At 72.2% G+C, this 18286-nt stretch carries 16 protein-coding genes; 8 read left to right on the top strand and 8 right to left on the bottom strand.

The window, feature by feature from the left end; genetic code table 11:
• Positions 1-52: 52 nt before the first annotated feature.
• From RKD23_RS09815 to RKD23_RS09835, 5 genes are read left to right on the top strand one after another with little or no spacing between them, the layout of a single operon-like run.
• Positions 53-1042 (top strand): TauD/TfdA family dioxygenase, encoded by a 990-nt coding sequence (locus RKD23_RS09815; RefSeq protein ID WP_424853339.1) that lies wholly within the window; start codon positions 53-55, stop codon positions 1040-1042.
• Complete coding sequence (locus tag RKD23_RS09820; RefSeq protein WP_424853340.1) at positions 1039-2037, top strand: ornithine cyclodeaminase family protein; 999 nt, start codon at positions 1039-1041, stop codon at positions 2035-2037. Before RKD23_RS09815 ends, RKD23_RS09820 begins: the two co-directional genes overlap by 4 nt.
• Positions 2028-3383 (top strand): alanine racemase, encoded by a 1356-nt coding sequence (locus RKD23_RS09825; protein WP_424853341.1) that lies wholly within the window; start codon positions 2028-2030, stop codon positions 3381-3383. The genes RKD23_RS09820 and RKD23_RS09825 overlap by 10 nt, the downstream gene beginning before the upstream one ends.
• A gap of 11 nt (positions 3384-3394) precedes the next feature.
• A complete protein-coding gene (locus tag RKD23_RS09830) occupies positions 3395-4450 on the top strand; it encodes a cysteine synthase family protein (protein WP_424853342.1) in 1056 nt (351 codons plus the stop codon).
• Complete coding sequence (locus tag RKD23_RS09835) at positions 4450-5841, top strand: MATE family efflux transporter (RefSeq protein WP_424853343.1); 1392 nt, start codon at positions 4450-4452, stop codon at positions 5839-5841. The genes RKD23_RS09830 and RKD23_RS09835 overlap by 1 nt, the downstream gene beginning before the upstream one ends.
• A 23-nt stretch (positions 5842-5864) precedes the next feature.
• Here RKD23_RS09835 and RKD23_RS09840 read toward each other — a convergent pair whose 3' ends face one another.
• The 3 genes from RKD23_RS09840 to RKD23_RS09850 all read right to left on the bottom strand — a co-directional run bounded on the left by RKD23_RS09840 (position 5865) and on the right by RKD23_RS09850 (position 7927).
• Complete coding sequence (locus RKD23_RS09840) at positions 5865-6296, bottom strand: DUF6299 family protein (RefSeq protein WP_424853344.1); 432 nt, start codon at positions 6294-6296, stop codon at positions 5865-5867.
• A 105-nt stretch (positions 6297-6401) separates the two neighbouring features.
• Positions 6402-6800: a RidA family protein gene (locus RKD23_RS09845; RefSeq protein WP_424853345.1), complete on the bottom strand. Its 399-nt coding sequence runs from the start codon at positions 6798-6800 to the stop codon at positions 6402-6404.
• A complete protein-coding gene (locus RKD23_RS09850) occupies positions 6797-7927 on the bottom strand; it encodes an acyl-CoA dehydrogenase family protein (RefSeq protein ID WP_424853346.1) in 1131 nt (376 codons plus the stop codon). The genes RKD23_RS09845 and RKD23_RS09850 overlap by 4 nt, the downstream gene beginning before the upstream one ends.
• A gap of 106 nt (positions 7928-8033) precedes the next feature.
• Between RKD23_RS09850 and RKD23_RS09855 the strand changes: the two genes are divergently transcribed.
• Together RKD23_RS09855 and RKD23_RS09860 are read left to right on the top strand one after the other, a co-directional pair.
• Positions 8034-9623, top strand: coding sequence for an AMP-binding protein (locus RKD23_RS09855; protein ID WP_424853347.1), 1590 nt, complete (start codon positions 8034-8036; stop codon positions 9621-9623).
• A gap of 15 nt (positions 9624-9638) precedes the next feature.
• Complete coding sequence (locus tag RKD23_RS09860) at positions 9639-10457, top strand: PaaX family transcriptional regulator C-terminal domain-containing protein (RefSeq protein ID WP_424853348.1); 819 nt, start codon at positions 9639-9641, stop codon at positions 10455-10457.
• On the opposite strand, the gene RKD23_RS09865 is transcribed toward RKD23_RS09860, so the two are convergent.
• Entirely contained in the window at positions 10447-12780 is a 2334-nt protein-coding gene (locus RKD23_RS09865; protein ID WP_424853349.1) for a bifunctional salicylyl-CoA 5-hydroxylase/oxidoreductase, read from the bottom strand. The two genes, RKD23_RS09860 and RKD23_RS09865, sit on opposite strands and share 11 nt — an antisense overlap.
• A 2-nt stretch (positions 12781-12782) precedes the next feature.
• On the bottom strand, positions 12783-13610 hold the full coding sequence (locus tag RKD23_RS09870; protein ID WP_424853350.1) for an enoyl-CoA hydratase family protein: 828 nt from the start codon (positions 13608-13610) through the stop codon (positions 12783-12785).
• Between the two features lie 323 nt (positions 13611-13933).
• Between RKD23_RS09870 and RKD23_RS09875 the strand changes: the two genes are divergently transcribed.
• Positions 13934-14395, top strand: coding sequence for an ATP-binding protein (locus RKD23_RS09875; protein WP_424853351.1), 462 nt, complete (start codon positions 13934-13936; stop codon positions 14393-14395).
• On the opposite strand, the gene RKD23_RS09880 is transcribed toward RKD23_RS09875, so the two are convergent.
• The 3 genes from RKD23_RS09880 to RKD23_RS09890 form a co-directional block, all read right to left on the bottom strand.
• The gene (locus RKD23_RS09880; RefSeq protein ID WP_424853352.1) at positions 14346-15785 is read right to left on the bottom strand and encodes an amino acid permease; all 1440 of its coding nucleotides are present in this window, start codon (positions 15783-15785) and stop codon (positions 14346-14348) included. The genes RKD23_RS09875 and RKD23_RS09880 overlap by 50 nt on opposite strands.
• 125 nt (positions 15786-15910) lie before the next feature.
• Positions 15911-16918, bottom strand: coding sequence for an ornithine carbamoyltransferase (gene argF / locus RKD23_RS09885; RefSeq protein WP_424853353.1), 1008 nt, complete (start codon positions 16916-16918; stop codon positions 15911-15913).
• 62 nt (positions 16919-16980) lie between these two features.
• The gene (locus RKD23_RS09890) at positions 16981-18204 is read right to left on the bottom strand and encodes an arginine deiminase (protein ID WP_404033338.1); all 1224 of its coding nucleotides are present in this window, start codon (positions 18202-18204) and stop codon (positions 16981-16983) included.
• Between the last annotated feature and the right edge of the window lie 82 nt (positions 18205-18286).

Consider the following 18286-nt stretch of genomic DNA (forward strand, 5'->3'; position numbering starts at 1 on the left):
CGCGACCGGCGACGCCCGCATCCATCCCGCACGGAACGGACGGACCAGCCCCATGCCGACGGGATCCGCACCCGTACGCACGCTTTCCCCCCACGCCGCCGCCGAATTGACCGCGGCGGCCGAGAAACTCCTCATCGAGACGGCCGGTTCGACGACCGACCCGGCCCTGCTCCGCCAATTACCCTTTTCCGCAAGCGAGTTGAGCGACGAGGTCCGGCACGCCTGCCGCCCCGTCGACACCCCCGAAGGCCTGTACGTCCTGCGCGGCCTGGAGGTCGACGACTCCGCCGTCGGGCCCACGCCCGCCCACTGGTCCCGCGTCGGTGACGCGGGCGCCCTGCACGACGTCGTCCTGATGCTGCTCTCGGCCGCGATGGGCACGCCCATCGCCTGGGCCGGCCAGCAGGAGGGGCGGTTCGTGCACAACATCGTGCCCTCCCCCGGCCACGAGGAGGAGCAGACCGGCGCGAGCAGCAGCGTGCTGCTCAGCCCGCACACCGAGGACGCCTTCCACCCGGGACGCGCCCATCTCCTGCTGCTCTCCTGCATGCGCAACCACGACGCGGTCGCCACCACGGCGGCGAGCATCCGCCAGGTACAACTCTCCGACGCGGACCGGGAGTTGCTCGGCCGCCGGGTGCTGCCGATCCTGCCCGACGACGCCTACGCCGAGGCGCAGTCCTACAGCGGTGAGGCGCCGCCCGTGCCCACGCTGTGGGAGTCCGAGGACGGCCCCACCCTGCGCTTCGACCCGGCCTACACGCCCCTGGACCGGGCGCCCGAGGAGCACCGGGCCGCCTACGGCCGCCTGGAGACAGAGCTGGAGCGCGTCTCCGTCGCGGTGAGCCTCGCCCCCGGTGAGGTGCTGGTCGTGGACAACGACCTCGTGGTCCACGGCCGTGTCCCCTTCAAGGCCCGCTACGACGGCACGGACCGCTGGCTGAAACGTTCCTCCGTGCGCGTGCCGGGCCGCAGGACCCGGCCCGAGGCGGAGCGCTTCGAACACGGCTACGGACAGAAGGTTCTGGAGGCCCACGCATGACCGACACCCACGCCCCGGACACCGCCCTGCGCGTCCTGAGCACCAGCGACGTCGCCGGGATCGAGATCTCCCTCGCCGACGTCGTCTCCACGGTGGAGCAGGCGTACGGCACCCTCGCCGACGGCCGCTCCGACAATCCGCGCAAGCTGACCGTCAAGCCCGAGGACGGGCACTCGGTCGCGTACGCGATGCTCGGCAGGGACGGGGAGCGCGGCGTCGTCGCCGTCAAGACGTCCTACAAGTACGGCCTGCACGAGGACCGCGACAAACAGCACTACTACACGACGCTGACCATCTACGACGACGCCACCGGGCTGCCCGTGGCGATGATGGACTGCGGCCGGATCGGTGCCCTGCGCACGCCCGCGGTCTCGGCGCTGCTCGCCCGTGAGCTGGCCGCGCCCGGCAGCCGGGGCGCACTGGTCGTCGGCACGGGCACCCAGGGGCGGCTCGCGCTGCCGTTCCTGCTCACCACGATGCCGCAGCTGGAGCGGCTGATGCTGTTCGGGACGCATCCGGACGGGATACGTGCCGTACGGGAGCAGTTGCACGCGCACTTCCCCGACCGGGAGCTGGAGGTCGTCACCGATCTGCGGGCCGCCGCGCAGGAGGCCGACGTCGTGCTGGCCACCGCCGGGCCGAACACGCCCGCGTCCGTGGAGGCCGAGTGGCTGAGGCCGGCCGCGCTGTCGGTGCTGGTGGGATACGGCATCGCCGCGTCCACGCTGCACCGGGCCGACCGGGTCGTCGCCACGAGCGCCGCGCAGATGGCGGTCACGGGCACGGACATGGCCGACGCCGAGGGGCGGCTGCGGGACGTGGACGCCGAGTTCCCCGAGGTGCTCGCGGGGCGGGCGGCCGGGCGGACCGACGCCGGGCAGCGGATCTTCGCGTACAACAGCGGGCTCGTCGTCACCGACATCGCGCTCGGCCACCGGTTCGCCGAGCTGGCGATCGCCCAGGGGCTGGGTACGGTGGTGCCGCTGTGGCGGTGACGACGGTCGCGGCGCCGCCCTCGCTGCCCGCTCACATCGCCGCGGAGACCCAGGCGTTCCTCGACGCGCCGGTGCTGCTTCAGGAGCTGAGCCATGGGCTCGGCGGCCCGTACCACGCCCTGTTCCCGGAGCGGTTCGACACCAACGCCCGTGCCTTCACCGCGGTGTTGGAGGAGGCCGGGGTCGCGGGCAGGGTGTACTTCGCCAAGAAGGCCAACAAGGCCGCCGTGTTCGCCGAGCGGGCCGCCGTGCTGGGGCTCGGGGTGGACGTGGCGAGCCACGGGGAGCTGCGGGAGGCGCTGGCGGCGGGTGTGGCCGGCGCGGACCTGGTGGTGACCGGGCCCGCGAAGGGCGACGTCCTGCTGCGGGTGGCCGTGCTGCAGGGTGCGCTGGTCGCGGTGGACGCCTTGGACGAGCTGGAGCGGCTCACCGCGATCGCAGCCAAACTGGGGCGTGTTCCCAGGGCGTTGCTGCGCGTGCTGCCGGGCGGACAGCGCCACAGCCGGTTCGGCATGAGCCCCGAGGAGCTGCGCACAGCGCTCGGCAGGACCGACGGCCTCCAGGTCGAGGGGTTCAGCTTCCATCTCTCGGGCTACGACCCTCAGGCCCGTGCCGATCTCGCCGGTGAGCTCGTCGGTCTGTGCCGTGAGGCACGAGGCCTCGGCCTGCGGGCCGACAGGATCAGCATCGGCGGCGGGTTCGCCGTCGACTACGTCGGCGCGGACGACTGGCGGCGGTTCCAGCGGGAGCAGCTCCCCGAGCACTTCCACGCCGGCAAGTCCTTCCACGGCGGCTTCTACCCCTACCACTCCCCCGTCGCCGGGGCCGATGCCCTGCGGGCGGTCCTGGCGGCCACCCCGAAGGGCGAACAGGCCCCGCTGTCCACGCTCCTGCGGGACGCCGGCGTGGCCCTCCTCGTCGAGCCAGGGCGGGCCCTGCTGGACCAGGCCGGGTGCACCGTGTTCCGGGTGCAGGGCGTCAAGGAGCGGGACGGGCACGGGATCCTCACCGTCGACGGGAGCAGTCTGAGCCTTTCGGAGCAGTGGTTCGACAGCGAGTTCCTGCCGGACCCGGTGCTGGTCGCGAACGGGCCGCGGGAGACGCGCACCTACCCGGCCTGTGTGGGGGCCGCCACCTGCCTGGAGTCCGACATGCTCACCTGGCGCACGGTGCCCTTCCCGCACCGGCCGCAGGTCGGTGACCTGCTGGTGTACCTCAACACCTCCGGCTACCAGATGGACTCCAACGAGTCCCCGTTCCATGAGCTGCCCCTGCCGCCGAAGGTCGTCGTCGAGCCGGCTCCCGGTTCCCCCCGTCCCCGCTGGCGCCTCGACCGCCACCCGTAGGGAGAAACCCCATGAACCACCCCCTGCACCGCCCGGCCGTCGTGCGCCGGGTCTCCGAACTGATCGGCGCCACACCGCTGTTCGAGCTGTGCCGCACCGAGGACGACGTACGGCTGCTGCTGAAGCTGGAGCAGTTCAACCCGACCGGCACCGCGAAGATCCGGATGGCCCGGCAGATGGTGATCGACGCCGAGGAGCGCGGTCTGCTGAAGCCGGGCGGCCGGATCGTGGAGTCGACCTCCGGGAACACCGGCCTCGGCCTCGCGGTCGTCGCCGCCGAGCGCGGGTACACCTTCACCGCCGTCGTCGACCATCACGCCGCCGCCGACAAGCTGCGCGCGATGAAGGCGCTCGGCGCCGAGCTGATCTATGTCGCCGACGACGGCGACGAGGAGCTGAACACCGCCGCCCGCGAGGAGTTCGCCCAGAAGCTGGCCGCCGAGACGCCCGGCGCGTACTTCACCGAGCAGCACAACAACCCGGCGAACGGCGTCGGTTACCACCCCGTGGCCGACGAGCTGTACGCCGCGCTGGACGGTCGCATCGACCTCCTGATCGGGGCCGTCGGAACCGGCGGCGGGCTGTTCGGGACCGCGGGCCCGCTGCGCCGGACCGTGCCGGACGTGCGGATCGTCGGTGTGGAGCCGAAGGGGTCCATCGCCTTCGGCCCGCCCGCCCACGACTACTACCAGTCCGGCACCGGCACCCCCGAGGGCGCCACCATCGGCACGATGGTCGACTACGACCTGCTCGACGAGGGCGTGAAGGTCGGCGACGTCGAGGCGTTCGCCACCGCCCGGGCCGTCGCCCGGTGCACCGGGCTGCTGATCGGCGGCTCGGCGGGCGGCGTCGTCTACGAGGCCCTGACCCGGCTGTCGGCCCTGCCGCCGGGAACGACTATGGTCGCGCTGGTCAACGACGGCGGAGAGAAGTACATGGACACGGTGTTCGACGACGACTGGATGACGGCGCGCGATCTGCTCGATCCCGACGTCGAGCGCGAGGTCGAGGCGCTCCTCGCCAAGCACCGGCGCAGCCCGCAGGACCACGCGCAGGAAATGAACTGATGCCGCCCGCTCTCACCCGTCTGCTCACCGACAGCCGCGCCCTGGCCACGCTCGCCGTGCCGCTGGCCCTCACCCAGCTCGCGCAGGTCGCGCTCACCACCACCGACACCGTCATGATGGGCCTCATCGGCACCGAGGCCCTCGCGGCGGGCGGTCTGGCGATGGTGATCTTCAACCAGCTGCGCACGATGGGCGTCGGCCTGGTGACCGCGGTCGGCAACCAGGTCGCCGCCGCCGACGCGCGCGCCGAGTCCTCCGAGGGCGCGGCCGAGGCCCGTGAGGAACTGCGCGACCTCGTGCGCGCGAGCCTGCTGCTGGCCACCCTCGCGGGCGCGGCCGGCGCGGTGCTGATGGTGCTCGTCGGGCACGCCGTGCGCTGGCTCGGCCAGGACCCGGACGTGGTCGACGCGGCCCAGCCGGTGCTCTACGCGATGGCGCCGGGTCTGCTGCCGTGTCTGTGGTTCCAGGCGATACGGCAGTTCACCGTCGGCATGCGCCGCCCGCAGGCCCTGCTGCGCATCACCATCGCCTCGATCGCCGTCAACGCGGGCCTGAACTGGGTGTTCATCCACGGCACCTGGTTCTTCCCGGACCTGGGCCTGCCGGGCATCGGCCTGGCCACGTCGTCGGTGTACGCGCTGTCGTTCCTCGCGCTGTACGTCTCCGCCCGCCGTGACGAGCGGCTCGCGCCGCTGCTGTCCTTGAGCGTGTGGAAGACGCGTCCGGCCACGCTGCGCCGGCTGACCGGCCTCGGTACGCCGATCGCCGCGACCTACGGCTCGGAGGCCGGGTTCTTCTCGGTCGTGGCCCTGCTGATCGGCAGCTTCGGCACGGCGGCGCTGGCCGCGCACACGGCCGTCAACCAGCTCATCTACATCGTGTTCCAGATCGCGGTCGGGCTGTCCCACGCCGCGTCCCTGGGCGTCAGCCGGGAGCTCGCGCTCGGCAACACGGCGGCCGCGCGGCGCCTTCAGCAGACCGCGCTGGCCTGCGCGGCGGCGGTGATGGCCGTGGTCGCACTGGTCTACGCGAGCGTGCCGCAACTGGTGCTTGCGCCGTTCTTCGACACCGGGGACGACAAGGCGACCGACATCGCGGTGCAGTTGCTGCTGGTGGCCGCGGTGATGCAGTTCTTCGACTGCGCGCAGAACATCGGTGTGGGTCTGCTGCGCGGCCTGGACGACACCAAGGGCGGCTTCCGGGTCACCCTGGTCGGCTACTGGCTCGTCGGCCTTCCGGCGGCGGCCCTGCTGGGCTTCGCCGCGGGCCTGGACACCCTCGGGGTGTGGCTGGGTCTGCTGACGGGCCTGGCGACGACGGCCGTGCTCCTGCTGCGCAGGTTCGCGCGGGGTCTGGAGCGGCTGCCCGCGGCCGAGGCGGCGGCCGCCTGAACGACGGCCGCGCCGCGTACCGTTCAGCCCTCGACGAGGAGGATCTCCTGCTGCTGAGCCGCGTGGAAACGGGGCATCAGCAGCAGGCCGTTCTGGGGGCTCAGCTCCATCAGCGTGGCCTCGACCCGGGCGGCGCCGGGCTTCAGGGCGCCGGGCTGCGGGCGGCCGGAGTTCGACCAGCGGTGTTCGAGCCCGTCGCACACGGCCTGGGTGCCGCCGATGCCGTACCGGACCGACGGCTGGCTCTGGCCGACGGAGGAGCTGACGAACACCGGCCCGCCGGCGCCGGAGCAGCGGTAGGTGCCGGCGAGGGTGACCGTGCCGTCGGGCGCGATCCGGCCGGTCGTGTCGACGGTGACCGACTCGTAGGGGTCGGCGGTGGCGGACCCGGCGGGCACGCCGAGCAGCAGCAGCGCGGCACCGGCGGCCACGCCGAGGAAGGAACGGTACGTCATGGGGGAAACCTCCTGGTATGGGGGGATTCCACAGGTACCGGGCCGCCGGGCCGCGCGCGGTGACCTTCACCCCTTCGACGGCGTGTTGATCCGGCCTCTCGGCCGCTACGGCAGTACGGCGAACCCGTCCAGCTCCACCCGCGCCGCCTCGTCCCACAGCCGTACGACCTGCACCACGGCCATCGCCGGGTACTCCCGCCCGGCCAACCGCCGCCAGACGCGGCCCAGTTCGGCCGCGCACTCGCGGTACTCGGCGACGTCCGTGGCGTAGACGGTCACCCGGGCCAGGTCGGCCGGGGTGCCGCCGGCCGCGGCGAGCGCGGTGAGCAGGTTGCGCAGCGCCTTTTCGAACTGTTCCGGCAGCGTCCGCCCGGTCACCTTGCCGTCGCCGTCCAGGGCCGTCTGCCCGGCGAGGAACACCACCCGGGACCCGGTGGCGACGACGGCGTGCGAGAAGCCGGCGGGCGGGGACAGCTCGGGCGGGTTGACGCGTTCGGCGGTCATACGACGGGCCCCCTCGTGCTCGTCCGGTACGTCTCCTTGGCGATGATCCCGCGCTGCACCTCGCTGGCCCCCTCGTAGATCCGCGGGGCGCGCACCTCGCGGTAGAGGTGCTCCAGCAGATGGCCGCGGCGCAGGGCGCGGGCCCCGTGCAACTGGACCGCGGCGTCGACGACGTACTGCGCGGCCTCGGTGGCGAGCAGCTTCGCCATCGCCGCGCGCCGCGGGACGTCCGGGTCGCCCCGGTCGTACGCCGAGGCCGCCGCGTACACCATCAGCCGGGCCGCCTCGGTGCGCAGCGCCATCTCGGCGACCTGGTGGGCGACGGTCTGGAGGTCGCTCAACGGCCCGCCGAAGGCCTCCCGTTCGGCGGTGTGGGCGAGGCTCGCGTCGAGCGCGGCCTGGGCCATGCCGACCGCGAAGGCGCCGACGCTGGGCCGGAAGAGGGTGAGGGTGCCGAGGGCGACGCGCAGCCCGTGGCCCTCCTCGCCGAGGACGTCGTCGGCGGTGACCGGTACGGCGTCGAAGGCGAGGGCCCCGATGGGGTGCGGGGAGAGCATCTCCAGGCCGGTGCCGGTCAGGCCGGGGCGGTCGGCGGGGACCAGGAAGGCGGTGACGCCGTGCGGGCCGGGCGCGGTGCGGGCGAAGACGGTGTAGAAGTCGGCCTCGGGGGCGTTGGAGATCCAGCGTTTGTCGCCGGTGAGCCGCCATCGGCCGGGGCCGTCGGGTTCGGCCGCCAGAGACAGCGCGGCCGCGTCGGAGCCGGCGCCGGGCTCGGTCAGCGCGAAGGCGGCCACCGCGGAGCCGTCGGCGACCTTCGGCAGCCAGCGCTCGCGCTGGGCCGGTGTGCCATGGGCGTGCACCGGGTGGGCGCCCAGACCCTGGAGGGCGAGCGCGGTCTCCGCCTCGGTGCAGGCGTAGGCGAGGGACTCGCGCATCAGGCACAGGTCCAGGGCGCCGGAGGTGAACAGGCGCTCCAGCAGCCCGAGCCGGCCGAGCTCGGCGACGAGCGGGCGGTTGACGTGCCCCTCCTCGCCTTTCTCCGCGAGCGGGCGCAGTCGTTCTTCCCCCAGGGCGCGCAGCTTCGCACACCAGGCGGTTTGTGCCGGTTCGAGTGAGAATGCCGTCATCGCCGGTCCCCTCTGCCAGGCCTGCCCCGACCATATCGCGCTCCCTTGACTGCCGTCACCAAGGCGATACGCTCCTAGCGCGAGCCCACCACACCTAGGGGGCGCCATGCATCAGACGGCCCATGTCGACACCTTCGCGCGCGACCACCTCCCGCCGCGTGAGCAGTGGCCCGAACTCCGCTTCGACCTGCCGGAGCTGCACTACCCCGACCGGCTGAACTGCGCGGCCGAACTGCTCCACGGCCCGCCCGGCGAACGCCCGGTGTTCCACACCCCGGACACGACCTGGACGTACGGCGAGCTGCGCGCCCGGGTCGACCGGATCGCGCACGTCCTCACCGGTGAGCTGGGGGTGGTGCCCGGCAACCGGGTGCTGCTGCGCGGCCCGACCACACCGTCGCTGGCGGCCTGCTGGCTGGCGGTGCTGAAGGCCGGCGCCATCGCCGTCACGGTCCTCGCCCAGCAGCGCCCGCACGAGCTGCGCACCATGGGCGAGATCGCCCGGGTGGAGCACGCCCTGTGCGACATCCGCTCCGTCGACGACCTCGTCAAGGCGGAGATTCCGGGGCTGCGCATCACGACGTACGGCGGTGACGGCCCGGACGACCTGCTGCGCAGGCCCGCTCCGGACACGCCGTACCGGGCCGTGGACACCGCGGCCGACGACGTGGCGCTGATCGCGTTCACCTCGGGCACCACGGGTCGCCCGAAAGGGTGTGTCCACTTCCACCGGGATGTGCTGGCGATCGCCGACACCTTCTCCCGGCATGTGGTGCAGCCACATCAGGACGATGTCTTCGCGGGCAGCCCCCCGCTCGGCTTCACCTTCGGCCTCGGCGGTCTCGTCGTCTTCCCGCTGCGCGCCGGCGCCTCCGCCCTGCTCCTGGAGCAGTCCGGCCCCCGCCAGCTGCTGCCCGCGATCGCCGAGCACCGCGTCTCGGTGCTGTTCACCGCGCCGACCGCCTACCGGGCCATGCTCGCCGAGGCCGACGGCCAGGACCTGGGCTCGCTGCGCCGCTGTGTCTCGGCCGGGGAGAACCTCCCGGAGGCCACCTGGCACGCCTGGCACGAGCGGACCGGCCTGAGGATCATCAACGGCATCGGTGCGACCGAGCTGCTGCACATCTTCATCTCCGGCGCCGACGACGCCGCCCGCCCGGGTCGCACCGGCGTCCCCGTGCCGGGCTGGCACGCGCGCGTGCAGGACGAGAACGGCGACCCCGTGCCCGACGGCGAACCCGGACTGCTCGCCGTACGCGGCCCGGTCGGCTGCCGCTATCTCGCCGACCCCCGCCAGAGCGTCTACGTCAGAGGCGGCTGGAACGTCACCGGGGACACCTACGTCCGCGAACCCGACGGCTGGTTCCGCTATGTCGCCCGCGCCGACGACATGATCATCTCGGCCGGGTACAACATCGCGGGCCCGGAGGTCGAGGACGCGCTGCTGCGTCATCCGGACGTGGTCGAGGCGGCGGTGGTGGGCCGACCCGACGAGGCCCGCGGCCAGGTCGTCGTCGCCTTCGCCGTCCTGCGCGAGGGCGCGATGCGGGACCCGGACGCCCTGCGCGGCTTCGTCAAGGAGGAGCTGGCGCCGTACAAGTGCCCGCGCGAGATCGTGTTCCTGGACGCCCTGCCGCGCACGGCCACCGGCAAACTCCAGCGCTTCCGGCTTCGCACCGAGGGTGACCAGCAGTGATGCCGACGACCTAAGATGATCAACGTGTCCGACCAGCATGCTCCGCGGTCTTTGATCGTCACGTTCTACGGCGCGTACGGCCGCCTCTTCCCGGGCCCCGTGCCCGTCGCCGAGCTGATCCGGCTGCTCGCCGCGGTGGGCGTGGACGCGCCCTCCGTGCGGTCGTCGGTGTCCCGTCTCAAACGCCGCGGCCTGCTGGTGCCGGCCCGCACGGCCGAGGGCGCGGCGGGCTACGAACTCTCCCCCGACGCCCGCCAGTTGCTGCAGGACGGCGACCGCCGGGTGTACTCCACCGCGCCGCCCGAGGACGAGGGCTGGGTCCTGGCCGTGTTCTCGGTGCCGGAGTCGGAGCGGCAGAAACGGCATGTGCTGCGCTCCCGGCTGGCCGGGCTCGGCTTCGGCACGGCCACACCCGGCGTGTGGATCGCCCCGGCCCGGCTGTACGAGGAGGCCCGGCACACCTTGGAGCGGCTGCGCCTGGACCCGTACGTCGACTTCTTCCGCGGTGAGCACCTCGGCTTCGCGGCGACCGCCGAGGCCGTCGCCCGCTGGTGGGACCTGGCGGCGATCGCCAAGGAGCACGAGGCGTTCCTCGACCGGCACGCGCGCGTGCTCGACGCCTGGGAGCGGCGCGCGGACACCCCGCCCGAGGAGGCGTACCGCGACTACCTCCTCGCGCTGGACTCCTGGCGCCATCTGCCGTACACCGACCCCGGCCTGCCCGCGCACCTGCTGCCCGCCGGCTGGCCGGGCGCCCGCTCCGCGGCCGTGTTCCGCGGCCTGCACGAGCGGCTGCGGGACGCAGGCGCCGAGTTCGCCGGCGTCAGAGGCTGAGGCGCGGCTTCGGGGCGTCCGTGCGGCCGGTGTTGGGCCGCCGGCTGCCCGCCTTGTACGGGTCGGGCCAGACCACGCCCGGTCCGTCGTAGCCCTGCTCGGCGGCCGCGTGCAGCGTCCAGTGCGGGTCGTACAGATGCGGCCGGGCCAGCGCGCACAGATCCGTACGGCCCGCGAGGATCAGGGAGTTGACGTCGTCCCAGGAGGAGATCGCGCCGACCGCGATCACCGGGACGCGCGCCTCGGACCGGATGCGGTCGGCGAACGGCGTCTGGTACGACCGCCCGAACTCCGGCCGCTCCTCGGCCACCACCTGCCCGGTCGACACGTCGATCGCGTCGGCGCCGTGCGCCGCGAACGCCCGCGCGATCCGCACGGCGTCCTCGGCGGTGTTGCCGCCCTCCGCCCAGTCGGTGGCCGAGATCCGCACGGTCAGCGGCTTCTCCTCCGGCCACACCCGGCGTACCGCGTCGAAGACCTCCAGCGGGAAGCGCAGACGCCGCTCCGGGGAACCACCGTAGGCGTCGGTGCGCAGGTTGGTCAGCGGGGAGAGGAAGCCGGAGAGCAGATAGCCGTGCGCGCAGTGCAGTTCGAGCAGATCGAACCCGGCGCGGGCGGCCCGCCAGGCGGCGGCCGTGAACTGCTCGCGCACATCGGTCAGTTGGGCCCGGGAGAGCTGGCGCGGGGTCTGGCTCCCCGGCTTGTACGGCAGCGGGGACGCGGCCACCAGCGGCCAGTTGCCCTCGGGCAGCGGCTCGTCCAGACCCTCCCACATCCGCTGCGTCGAGCCCTTGCGGCCGGAGTGGCCGAGCTGGATGCCGATCGCCGTGCCGGGCGCCTGCGTGTGCACGAAGTCGACGATCCGCTTCCACGCCTCCCCCTGCCTGCCGTTGTACAGGCCGGCACAGCCCGGAGTGATCCGGCCCTCCTCGCTCACGCACACCATCTCGGTCATCACCAGCCCGGCCCCGCCGAGCGCCCGCGCGCCGAGGTGCACGAGGTGGAAGTCGCCGGGTACGCCGTCCTCGGCCGAGTACATGTCCATCGGCGAGACGACGACCCGGTTGCGCAGGGTCAGCCCGCGCAGCCGGAACGGGGTGAACATCGGGGGCGTGCCCGGCGGGCAGCCGAACTCCCGCTCCACGGCCTCGGTGAAGTGGGCGTCGCGCAGCCGGAGGTTGTCGTGGGTGACGCGACGGCTGCGGGTGAGCAGGTTGAACGCGAACTGCCGCGGCGGCTGGTCGAGGTGGAGGGCGAGGTTCTCGAACCACTCCAGGCTGGCCCGGGCCGCGCGCTGCGTGGAGGCCACGACCGGCTTGCGTTCCTCCTCGTACGCCGCGAGGGCCTCCGGCAGGCCGGGCTGCTCCTGAAGGCAGGCCGCCAGGGCGAGGGCGTCCTCGACCGCCAGCTTGGTGCCCGAGCCGATGGAGAAGTGGGCCGTGTGGGCGGCGTCCCCGAGCAGGACGAGGTTGTCGTGGGACCACTTCTTGTTGGCGACCGTACGGAACGTCGTCCAGGTGGAGTTGTTGGAGTGCAGCGGCCTGCCGCCCAGCGCCTCCGCGAAGATCTTGGCGCACCGGTCGATCGACTCGGCGGTGTCCTGTTCGTCGAATCCGGCCGCGTGCCAGACCTCTTCGCGCATCTCGACGATGACCGTGGAGGCGTCGTCGGCGTAGGGGTAGCCGTGGAGTTGCATGACGCCGTGTTCGGTTTCCGCGATCTCGAAACGGAAGGCTTCGAACGGGAAGTCGGTGGCGAGCCAGATGTAGCGGCAGCGGTGGGTGTCGATGGTGGGCCGGAAGGTGTCGGCGTAGGTCTGGCGGGTGGTGCTGTTGACTCCGTCGGCGGCGATGACGAGGTCGTGGGTGTCCTTGAGGCCGGGCGGGGCCTCGGTGCGGAAGCGGAGGTCGACGCCGAGGTCGTCGCACCTCTCGTGGAGGATCTGCAGGAGGCGCTTACGGCCGAGGGCCGCGAAGCCGTGGCCTCCTGAGGTGTGGCGGGTGCCGCGGTGGACTATGTCGATGTCGTCCCAACGGGTGAAGTGCCGTTGCATCGCCTCGTAGACGACGGGGTCGGCGTGCTCGATGCCGCCCAGCGTCTCGTCGGACAGAACCACTCCGAAGCCGAAGGTGTCGTCCGGGGCGTTGCGTTCCCAGAGGGTGATCTCGCGGGTGGGGTCCAGGCGTTTCAGCAGGGCTGCGGCGTAGAGGCCGCCGGGGCCTCCTCCGATGATCGCGATCCGGTGGGGGTGGCTTGTCGTCGTTGGCGGCTGCGGGTGCGTTGTGGTTCCTCGCGCAGTTCCCCGCGCCCCTGAGTTACTCACCCTCAACGCCCCTTCCACTTCGGAGGGCGCTTCTCCATGAACGCCGCGTGGAACTCGGCATAGTCCTCGCCGTTCATCAGCAAGGCCTGGGTGGACGCGTCCATCTCGACGGCCGCCGCCAGCGGCATGTCCAGCTCCGCCGTCAGCAGGGCCTTCGTCTGGGCGTACGCCAGGGCTGGGCCCTCGGCCAGGCGGCGGGCCAATGCGGCGGCTGCCGCGTCCGCCTGTCCCTCCTCCGTGAGTTCGCTGATGAGGCCGATGCGTTCTGCCTCCGGGGCTCTCACCTGGTCGCCCAGCATCAGCAGGCGGGTGGCGTGGCCGAGGCCGACCACCCTTGGGAGGAGGTATGCCGCGCCCATGTCGCCGCCGGAGAGGCCGACGCGGGTGAAGAGGAAGGCGAAGCGGGCCGAGGGGTCGGCGATCCGGAAGTCCGCTGCCAGGGCGAGGACCGCTCCCGCGCCCGCGGCCACGCCGTGGACGGCAGCGATCACCGGGAAGGGCGCCTCGCGGATGGCCCGGACCACCTGGCCCGTCATCCGGTTGAAGTCCAGGAGCTGGGCGGTGTCCATCGACAGGGTCGCGCCGATGATCTCGTCCACGTCGCCGCCGGAGCAGAAGCCGCGGCCCTCACCGGCCAGGACGAGGGCGCGTACGGCCCGTTCCCGGGACAGCTCGGCGAGCAGGTCGCGCAGGTCGGCGTAGGCGCCGAAAGTGAGCGCGTTGAGCTTGGCCGGGCGGGCGAGGGTGACGGTGGCGACGCCGTCGGTGAGGTCGAGGCGCAGATGGCGCCAGTCGGCGGTGCGGGTGGCGGAGCCGGTGAAGGGACTCATGACGTGCGGCCTCCTCGGGCGGGCACTGCCTCACAGAGCTCTGTCCCTTGAAGTTATCACCGATTCGTGACTGCCGTCACGAGAGCGCGACAGGCTGGCTCGTGCCCGGATGTCACAGATGTCACCGGGGCTCCCTGGGTCCTCTACAGCGTCGTAACAGCGGGAGTGGATGCGGGAGGCGGGGCGTTGCCCGGGGTAGGCCGCAGACAGCGGGGCCGAACGCCCCGTGCGACGCCCGTCGTGCGACTGCGCCGGGGGCGCCGTACCATTCCTAAGGTTGAAAGCAGGACAGCCTGATGATCACGGTCGGGACCCCCTGCGCCATGAACGGACTCACCTTGCACGAACGCCCCGCACCCCCCGCCTCCTGGCGCGTCGCGCTGCCGCACTCCACCGCGGCCGTGCCCGTGGCGCGTGCGCTGGTCCGGTCGGCGCTGACGGAGGGGGAGCACGGCGCGGACTGCGACACCGCGGAGCTGCTGACCGCGGAGCTGGTGGCGAACGCCGTCGAGCACACCGCCGGACCCGCTCCGATAGAGCTGGTCGTCCGGCTGGGGCCGACCGGCTGCCAGGTCGAGGTGCACGACCCCGACCCGGAGCCGCCCGGCGATCTCGCGCACGCCGCGGACGAGGTGCCCGACGTCTGGCAGGAGGGCGGGCGCGGGCTGCTGCTGATCCGCGCCCTCAGCTCGTCCTGCGGGCACCGCCCCACCGAGTCAGGCAAGGCGGTGTGGTTCAGACTGCCTGCGGTACCGCCTCAGCGGCGTCCTGGGCCGGCTGAGTGACCGGCGCCGTCAGGCGCGAGTTGCGGCGGCCGTAGCCGAGGTAGATCAGCAGGCCGACCGCCAGGAACACCGCGAACTGGATCCAGGTCTGCCAGCCGGTCTCGTACATCAGGTACAGGCAGAAGCCGACGCCGAGCAGCGGGACGACCGGGAACAGCGGCACGCGGAAGGTGCGCGGCAGCTCCGGCTCGCTGCGGCGCAGGGCGATCACCGCGATGTTGACGACGGCCATGATGGCCAGCGTGCCGATGGTGCACAGGTTCATCACCGCGTCCAGGGAGGCGAAGGCCGCCGGGACCGCGAAGACGACCGCGACGATCATCGTGCCGGCGACCGGCGTGGCGGTGCGCGGCGAGACCTTCTCGAAGACGGCCGGGACGAGACCGTCGCGGGACATGGACAGCAGGATGCGGGTCTGGCCGTACATCACGGCGAGCACCACCGAGGCGATGGCGACGACCGCGCCGAAGGCGACGATCCCGCCGCCGATCGTGGAGCCGGTGACCTGGTTGACGACGTACGACAGCGCGGCGGGGCGGCCGCCGACCTCGTCGGCGCCGACGGCCCCGATGGCGGCGAGCGCGACGGCGCAGTACAGCAGGGTGACGACGCCCATGCAGACCAGGATCGCGATGGGCACGTCCCGGCGCGGGTTCTTGGCCTCCTCGCCGGCGGTGGTGATCGCGTCGAAGCCGATGTAGGAGAAGAAGGCGGCGGTGGTGCCGGCGCCGATGCCGCCGAGGCCGGCCGGGGTGAAGGGGCTGAGGTTGCCGTCCTTGAAGGCGCTGTAGCCGATGGCGCAGAACGCGAGCAGGATGGCGAGCTTCAGCACGGCCATGGCGGCCGTCGCCCGGGCGCTCTCGCGCACGCCGCGCACCAGCAGCACGCACGCCATGGCGATGACCAGCACGGCGGGGAGGTTCGCGATGCCGCCCTCGCCGGGTCCGGCGGACAGCGCGGCGGGGAGCTGGACGCCGAGGACGCTGTCGAGCAGTTCGTTGACGTACTGGCTCCAGCCGACCGCGACGGCCGAGATGGAGATGCCGTACTCAAGCAGCAGGCACCAGCCGATGAGGAAGGCGGTGGTCTCGCCGAGGCTGGCGTAGGCGAAGGAGTACGAGGAGCCGGAGACCGGGATCGCGCCGGCCAGCTCGGCGAACGCGAACGCGGTGAACACGCAGGTGATCGCGGCGAGGACGAAGGAGACGACGACCGCGGGTCCGGCCTGGGCGACCGAGTCGGACAGGCCGACGAAGATGCCGGTGCCGACGATCGCGCCGACGCCGAAGCAGATCAGCTGGAACAGGCCCATCGTGCGACGCAGGCCGTGGCCCTCGCGGTCGGCACCGGATTCGGCGACCAGAAGGGCGGGGGATTTGATGCGGGGCATTGCGGGTGGTGCTCGTTTCTGGGGACGGGGTGCGCCCGGGTGGGGGCGCGCGACGGCCGCGGAAGGGGTGGCTCCGGGCCGCCGGACAGCATAAGGCCTGATCAGGCTGTGGTTTGAAGGTTGCCTCAGGCGAGCGTGGCGACGAGCACGGCCTTGATGGTGTGCAGCCGGTTCTCGGCCTCGTCGAAGACGATCGAGTGGGCGGACTCGAAGACCTCGTCGGTGACCTCCAGCGAGTCCAGGCCGTAGGTCTCGAAGATCTCCTGGCCCACCTTGGTGCCCAGGTCGTGGAAGGCCGGCAGGCAGTGCAGGAACTTCACGTCGGGGTTACCGGTGGCGCGCAGCACGTCCATCGTCACGGCGTACGGGGCGAGCGCGGCGATGCGCTCCTCCCAGACGCCCTTGGGCTCGCCCATGGACACCCAGACGTCGGTGGCGACGAAGTCCGCGCCGCGCACGCCCTCCTCCAGGGACTCGGTGAGGGTGACCCGGGCACCGCTGGACGCGGCCAGCTCGTGCGCCCGGTCGACGATCTCCTGGGCCGGCCAGTACGACTTCGGCGCGACGATCCGTACGTCCATGCCGAGCAGGGCGCCGGTGATCAGGTAGGAGTTGCCCATGTTGAAGCGGGCGTCACCGAGGTAGGCGAAGGCCATCCGGTCGAGCGGCTTGCTGCTGTGCTCGGTCATGGTGAGCACGTCGGCGAGCATCTGGGTGGGGTGCCAGTCGTCGGTGAGGCCGTTGTAGACGGGCACGCCCGCGTAGGCGGCCAGCTCCTCGACCTTGGCCTGGCTGTCGCCGCGGTACTCGATGCCGTCGAACATCCGGCCGAGGACCCGGGCGGTGTCCTTCACCGACTCCTTGTGTCCGATCTGCGAGCCGGACGGGTCGAGGTAGGTGGTGGAGGCGCCCTGGTCGGCGGCGGCGACCTCGAACGCGCAGCGGGTGCGCGTCGAGGTCTTCTCGAAGATCAGGGCGATGTTCTTGCCGGTGAGGTGCCGCTGTTCCGTCCCGGCCTTCTTGGCCGCCTTCAGCTCCGCGGCCAGCTCGACGAGACCGCGGAACTCCTGCGCGGTGAGGTCCAGCTCCTTGAGGAAGTGGCGGCCGGCGAGGGCGGTCGGGACAGTCGCCATGGGGGCGCTCCAGTAGGGGACGAGAACAAGGACGATGTAACTCTATACGAAGCTCAGAATTTCTATACGGCGTCTCGCTCCACGGGACAGCTCATACAGCGCGGCCCGCCCCTCCCCCGCCCCAGCTCGCTGCCCGGGATCTCGATGACCTCGATGCCCTGCTTGCGCAGATGCGTGTTGGTGGTGGAGTTGCGCTCGTAGGCGACGACCACGCCCGGCTCGACGGCGAGGACGTTGCAGCCGTCGTCCCACTGCTCACGCTCGGCGGCGTGCACGTCCTGGGTGGCGGTGAGGACCCTGATCTCGCTCAGCCCGAGCGCGGCGGCGATCGCGCGGTGCATGTGCTCGGGCGGATGGTCGGTGACCTTCAGCTCCTTCTCTCCGGCGCCCGGTTCGATGGTGTAGGAGCGGAGCATGCCGAGGCCGGCGTACTGGGTGAAGACATCGCCGTCGACCATGGTCATCACGGTGTCGAGATGCATCAGGGCGCGCCGCTTGGGCATGTCGAGCGCCACGATCGTCTGCGCCGAGCCGGCCGCGAACAGCTTGTGCGCGAGCATCTCGACGGCCTGCGGGGTGGTGCGCTCGCTCATGCCGATCAGGACGGCTCCGTTGCCGATCACCAGCACGTCACCCCCCTCGATGGTGGACGGGTAGTCGGCCTGGCCCTCCGACCAGATGTGGAACGGCTCGTCGCGGAAGAGCGGGTGGTGCCGGTAGATGGCCTCGAAGTGCACGGTCTCGCGCTGCCGGGCGGGCCAGCGCATGGCGTTGATGGAGACGCCGTCGTAGATCCAGGCGGAGGTGTCGCGGGTGAAGAGGTGGTTGGGCAGCGGGCGCAGCAGGAAGTCGTCGAGGTCCATCACATGGAAGCGGACCGAGGTGGGCTCGGTGTGCCCTTCCAGGAACTCGCGCTTGGTCATGCCGCCGACCAGCGCCTCGGCCAGGTCCCGGGCGGGCATCGCCTCGAAGGCGGCGCGCAGATGGCCGGTGGCCAGTGGCCCGTACTCCTTCTCGTCGAAGACCTGGTCCAGGACGAGCGCTCGGGCCGCCGGGATCTCCAGGGCCTCGGTGAGCAGGTCGCCGAAGAGGTGCACGGCGACCCCGCGGTCGCGCAGCACGTCGGCGAACCCGTCGTGCTCGGCGCGCGCCCGGCGCACCCAGAGCACGTCGTCGAAGAGCAGGGCGTCCTTGTTGCTGGGGGTGAGCCTTTTGAGCTCGAGATCCGGCCGGTGCAGGATGACGCGGCGCAGCCGCCCGGCCTCGGAGTCGACTTGGAATCCCATGCCTCCATCCTGACCATCGGCGACCGGCTTCACCCCCTTCTCGCCCGTTTCCGCTCATGCTCGTTTTCGTCCCCTTGACGAT

The organism is Streptomyces sp. SAI-170 (assembly GCF_049739565.1).
GTDB lineage: Bacteria > Actinomycetota > Actinomycetes > Streptomycetales > Streptomycetaceae > Streptomyces.

What these genes read in the sequence shown, in the direction of transcription:
- RKD23_RS09830 (WP_424853342.1), top strand. Translation starts at nt 3,395, where the DNA reads ATGAACCACCCCCTGCACCGCCCGGCCGTCGTGCGCCGGGTCTCCGAA.
- RKD23_RS09815 (WP_424853339.1), top strand. Translation starts at nt 53, where the DNA reads ATGCCGACGGGATCCGCACCCGTACGCACGCTTTCCCCCCACGCCGCC.
- RKD23_RS09860 (WP_424853348.1), top strand. Translation starts at nt 9,639, where the DNA reads ATGATCAACGTGTCCGACCAGCATGCTCCGCGGTCTTTGATCGTCACG.
- RKD23_RS09890 (WP_404033338.1), bottom strand. Translation starts at nt 18,204, where the DNA reads ATGGGATTCCAAGTCGACTCCGAGGCCGGGCGGCTGCGCCGCGTCATC.
- RKD23_RS09850 (WP_424853346.1), bottom strand. Translation starts at nt 7,927, where the DNA reads ATGACGGCATTCTCACTCGAACCGGCACAAACCGCCTGGTGTGCGAAG.
- RKD23_RS09840 (WP_424853344.1), bottom strand. Translation starts at nt 6,296, where the DNA reads ATGACGTACCGTTCCTTCCTCGGCGTGGCCGCCGGTGCCGCGCTGCTG.
- RKD23_RS09845 (WP_424853345.1), bottom strand. Translation starts at nt 6,800, where the DNA reads ATGACCGCCGAACGCGTCAACCCGCCCGAGCTGTCCCCGCCCGCCGGC.
- argF (WP_424853353.1), bottom strand. Translation starts at nt 16,918, where the DNA reads ATGGCGACTGTCCCGACCGCCCTCGCCGGCCGCCACTTCCTCAAGGAG.
- RKD23_RS09870 (WP_424853350.1), bottom strand. Translation starts at nt 13,610, where the DNA reads ATGAGTCCCTTCACCGGCTCCGCCACCCGCACCGCCGACTGGCGCCAT.
- RKD23_RS09820 (WP_424853340.1), top strand. Translation starts at nt 1,039, where the DNA reads ATGACCGACACCCACGCCCCGGACACCGCCCTGCGCGTCCTGAGCACC.
- RKD23_RS09855 (WP_424853347.1), top strand. Translation starts at nt 8,034, where the DNA reads ATGCATCAGACGGCCCATGTCGACACCTTCGCGCGCGACCACCTCCCG.
- RKD23_RS09835 (WP_424853343.1), top strand. Translation starts at nt 4,450, where the DNA reads ATGCCGCCCGCTCTCACCCGTCTGCTCACCGACAGCCGCGCCCTGGCC.
- RKD23_RS09880 (WP_424853352.1), bottom strand. Translation starts at nt 15,785, where the DNA reads ATGCCCCGCATCAAATCCCCCGCCCTTCTGGTCGCCGAATCCGGTGCC.
- RKD23_RS09875 (WP_424853351.1), top strand. Translation starts at nt 13,934, where the DNA reads ATGAACGGACTCACCTTGCACGAACGCCCCGCACCCCCCGCCTCCTGG.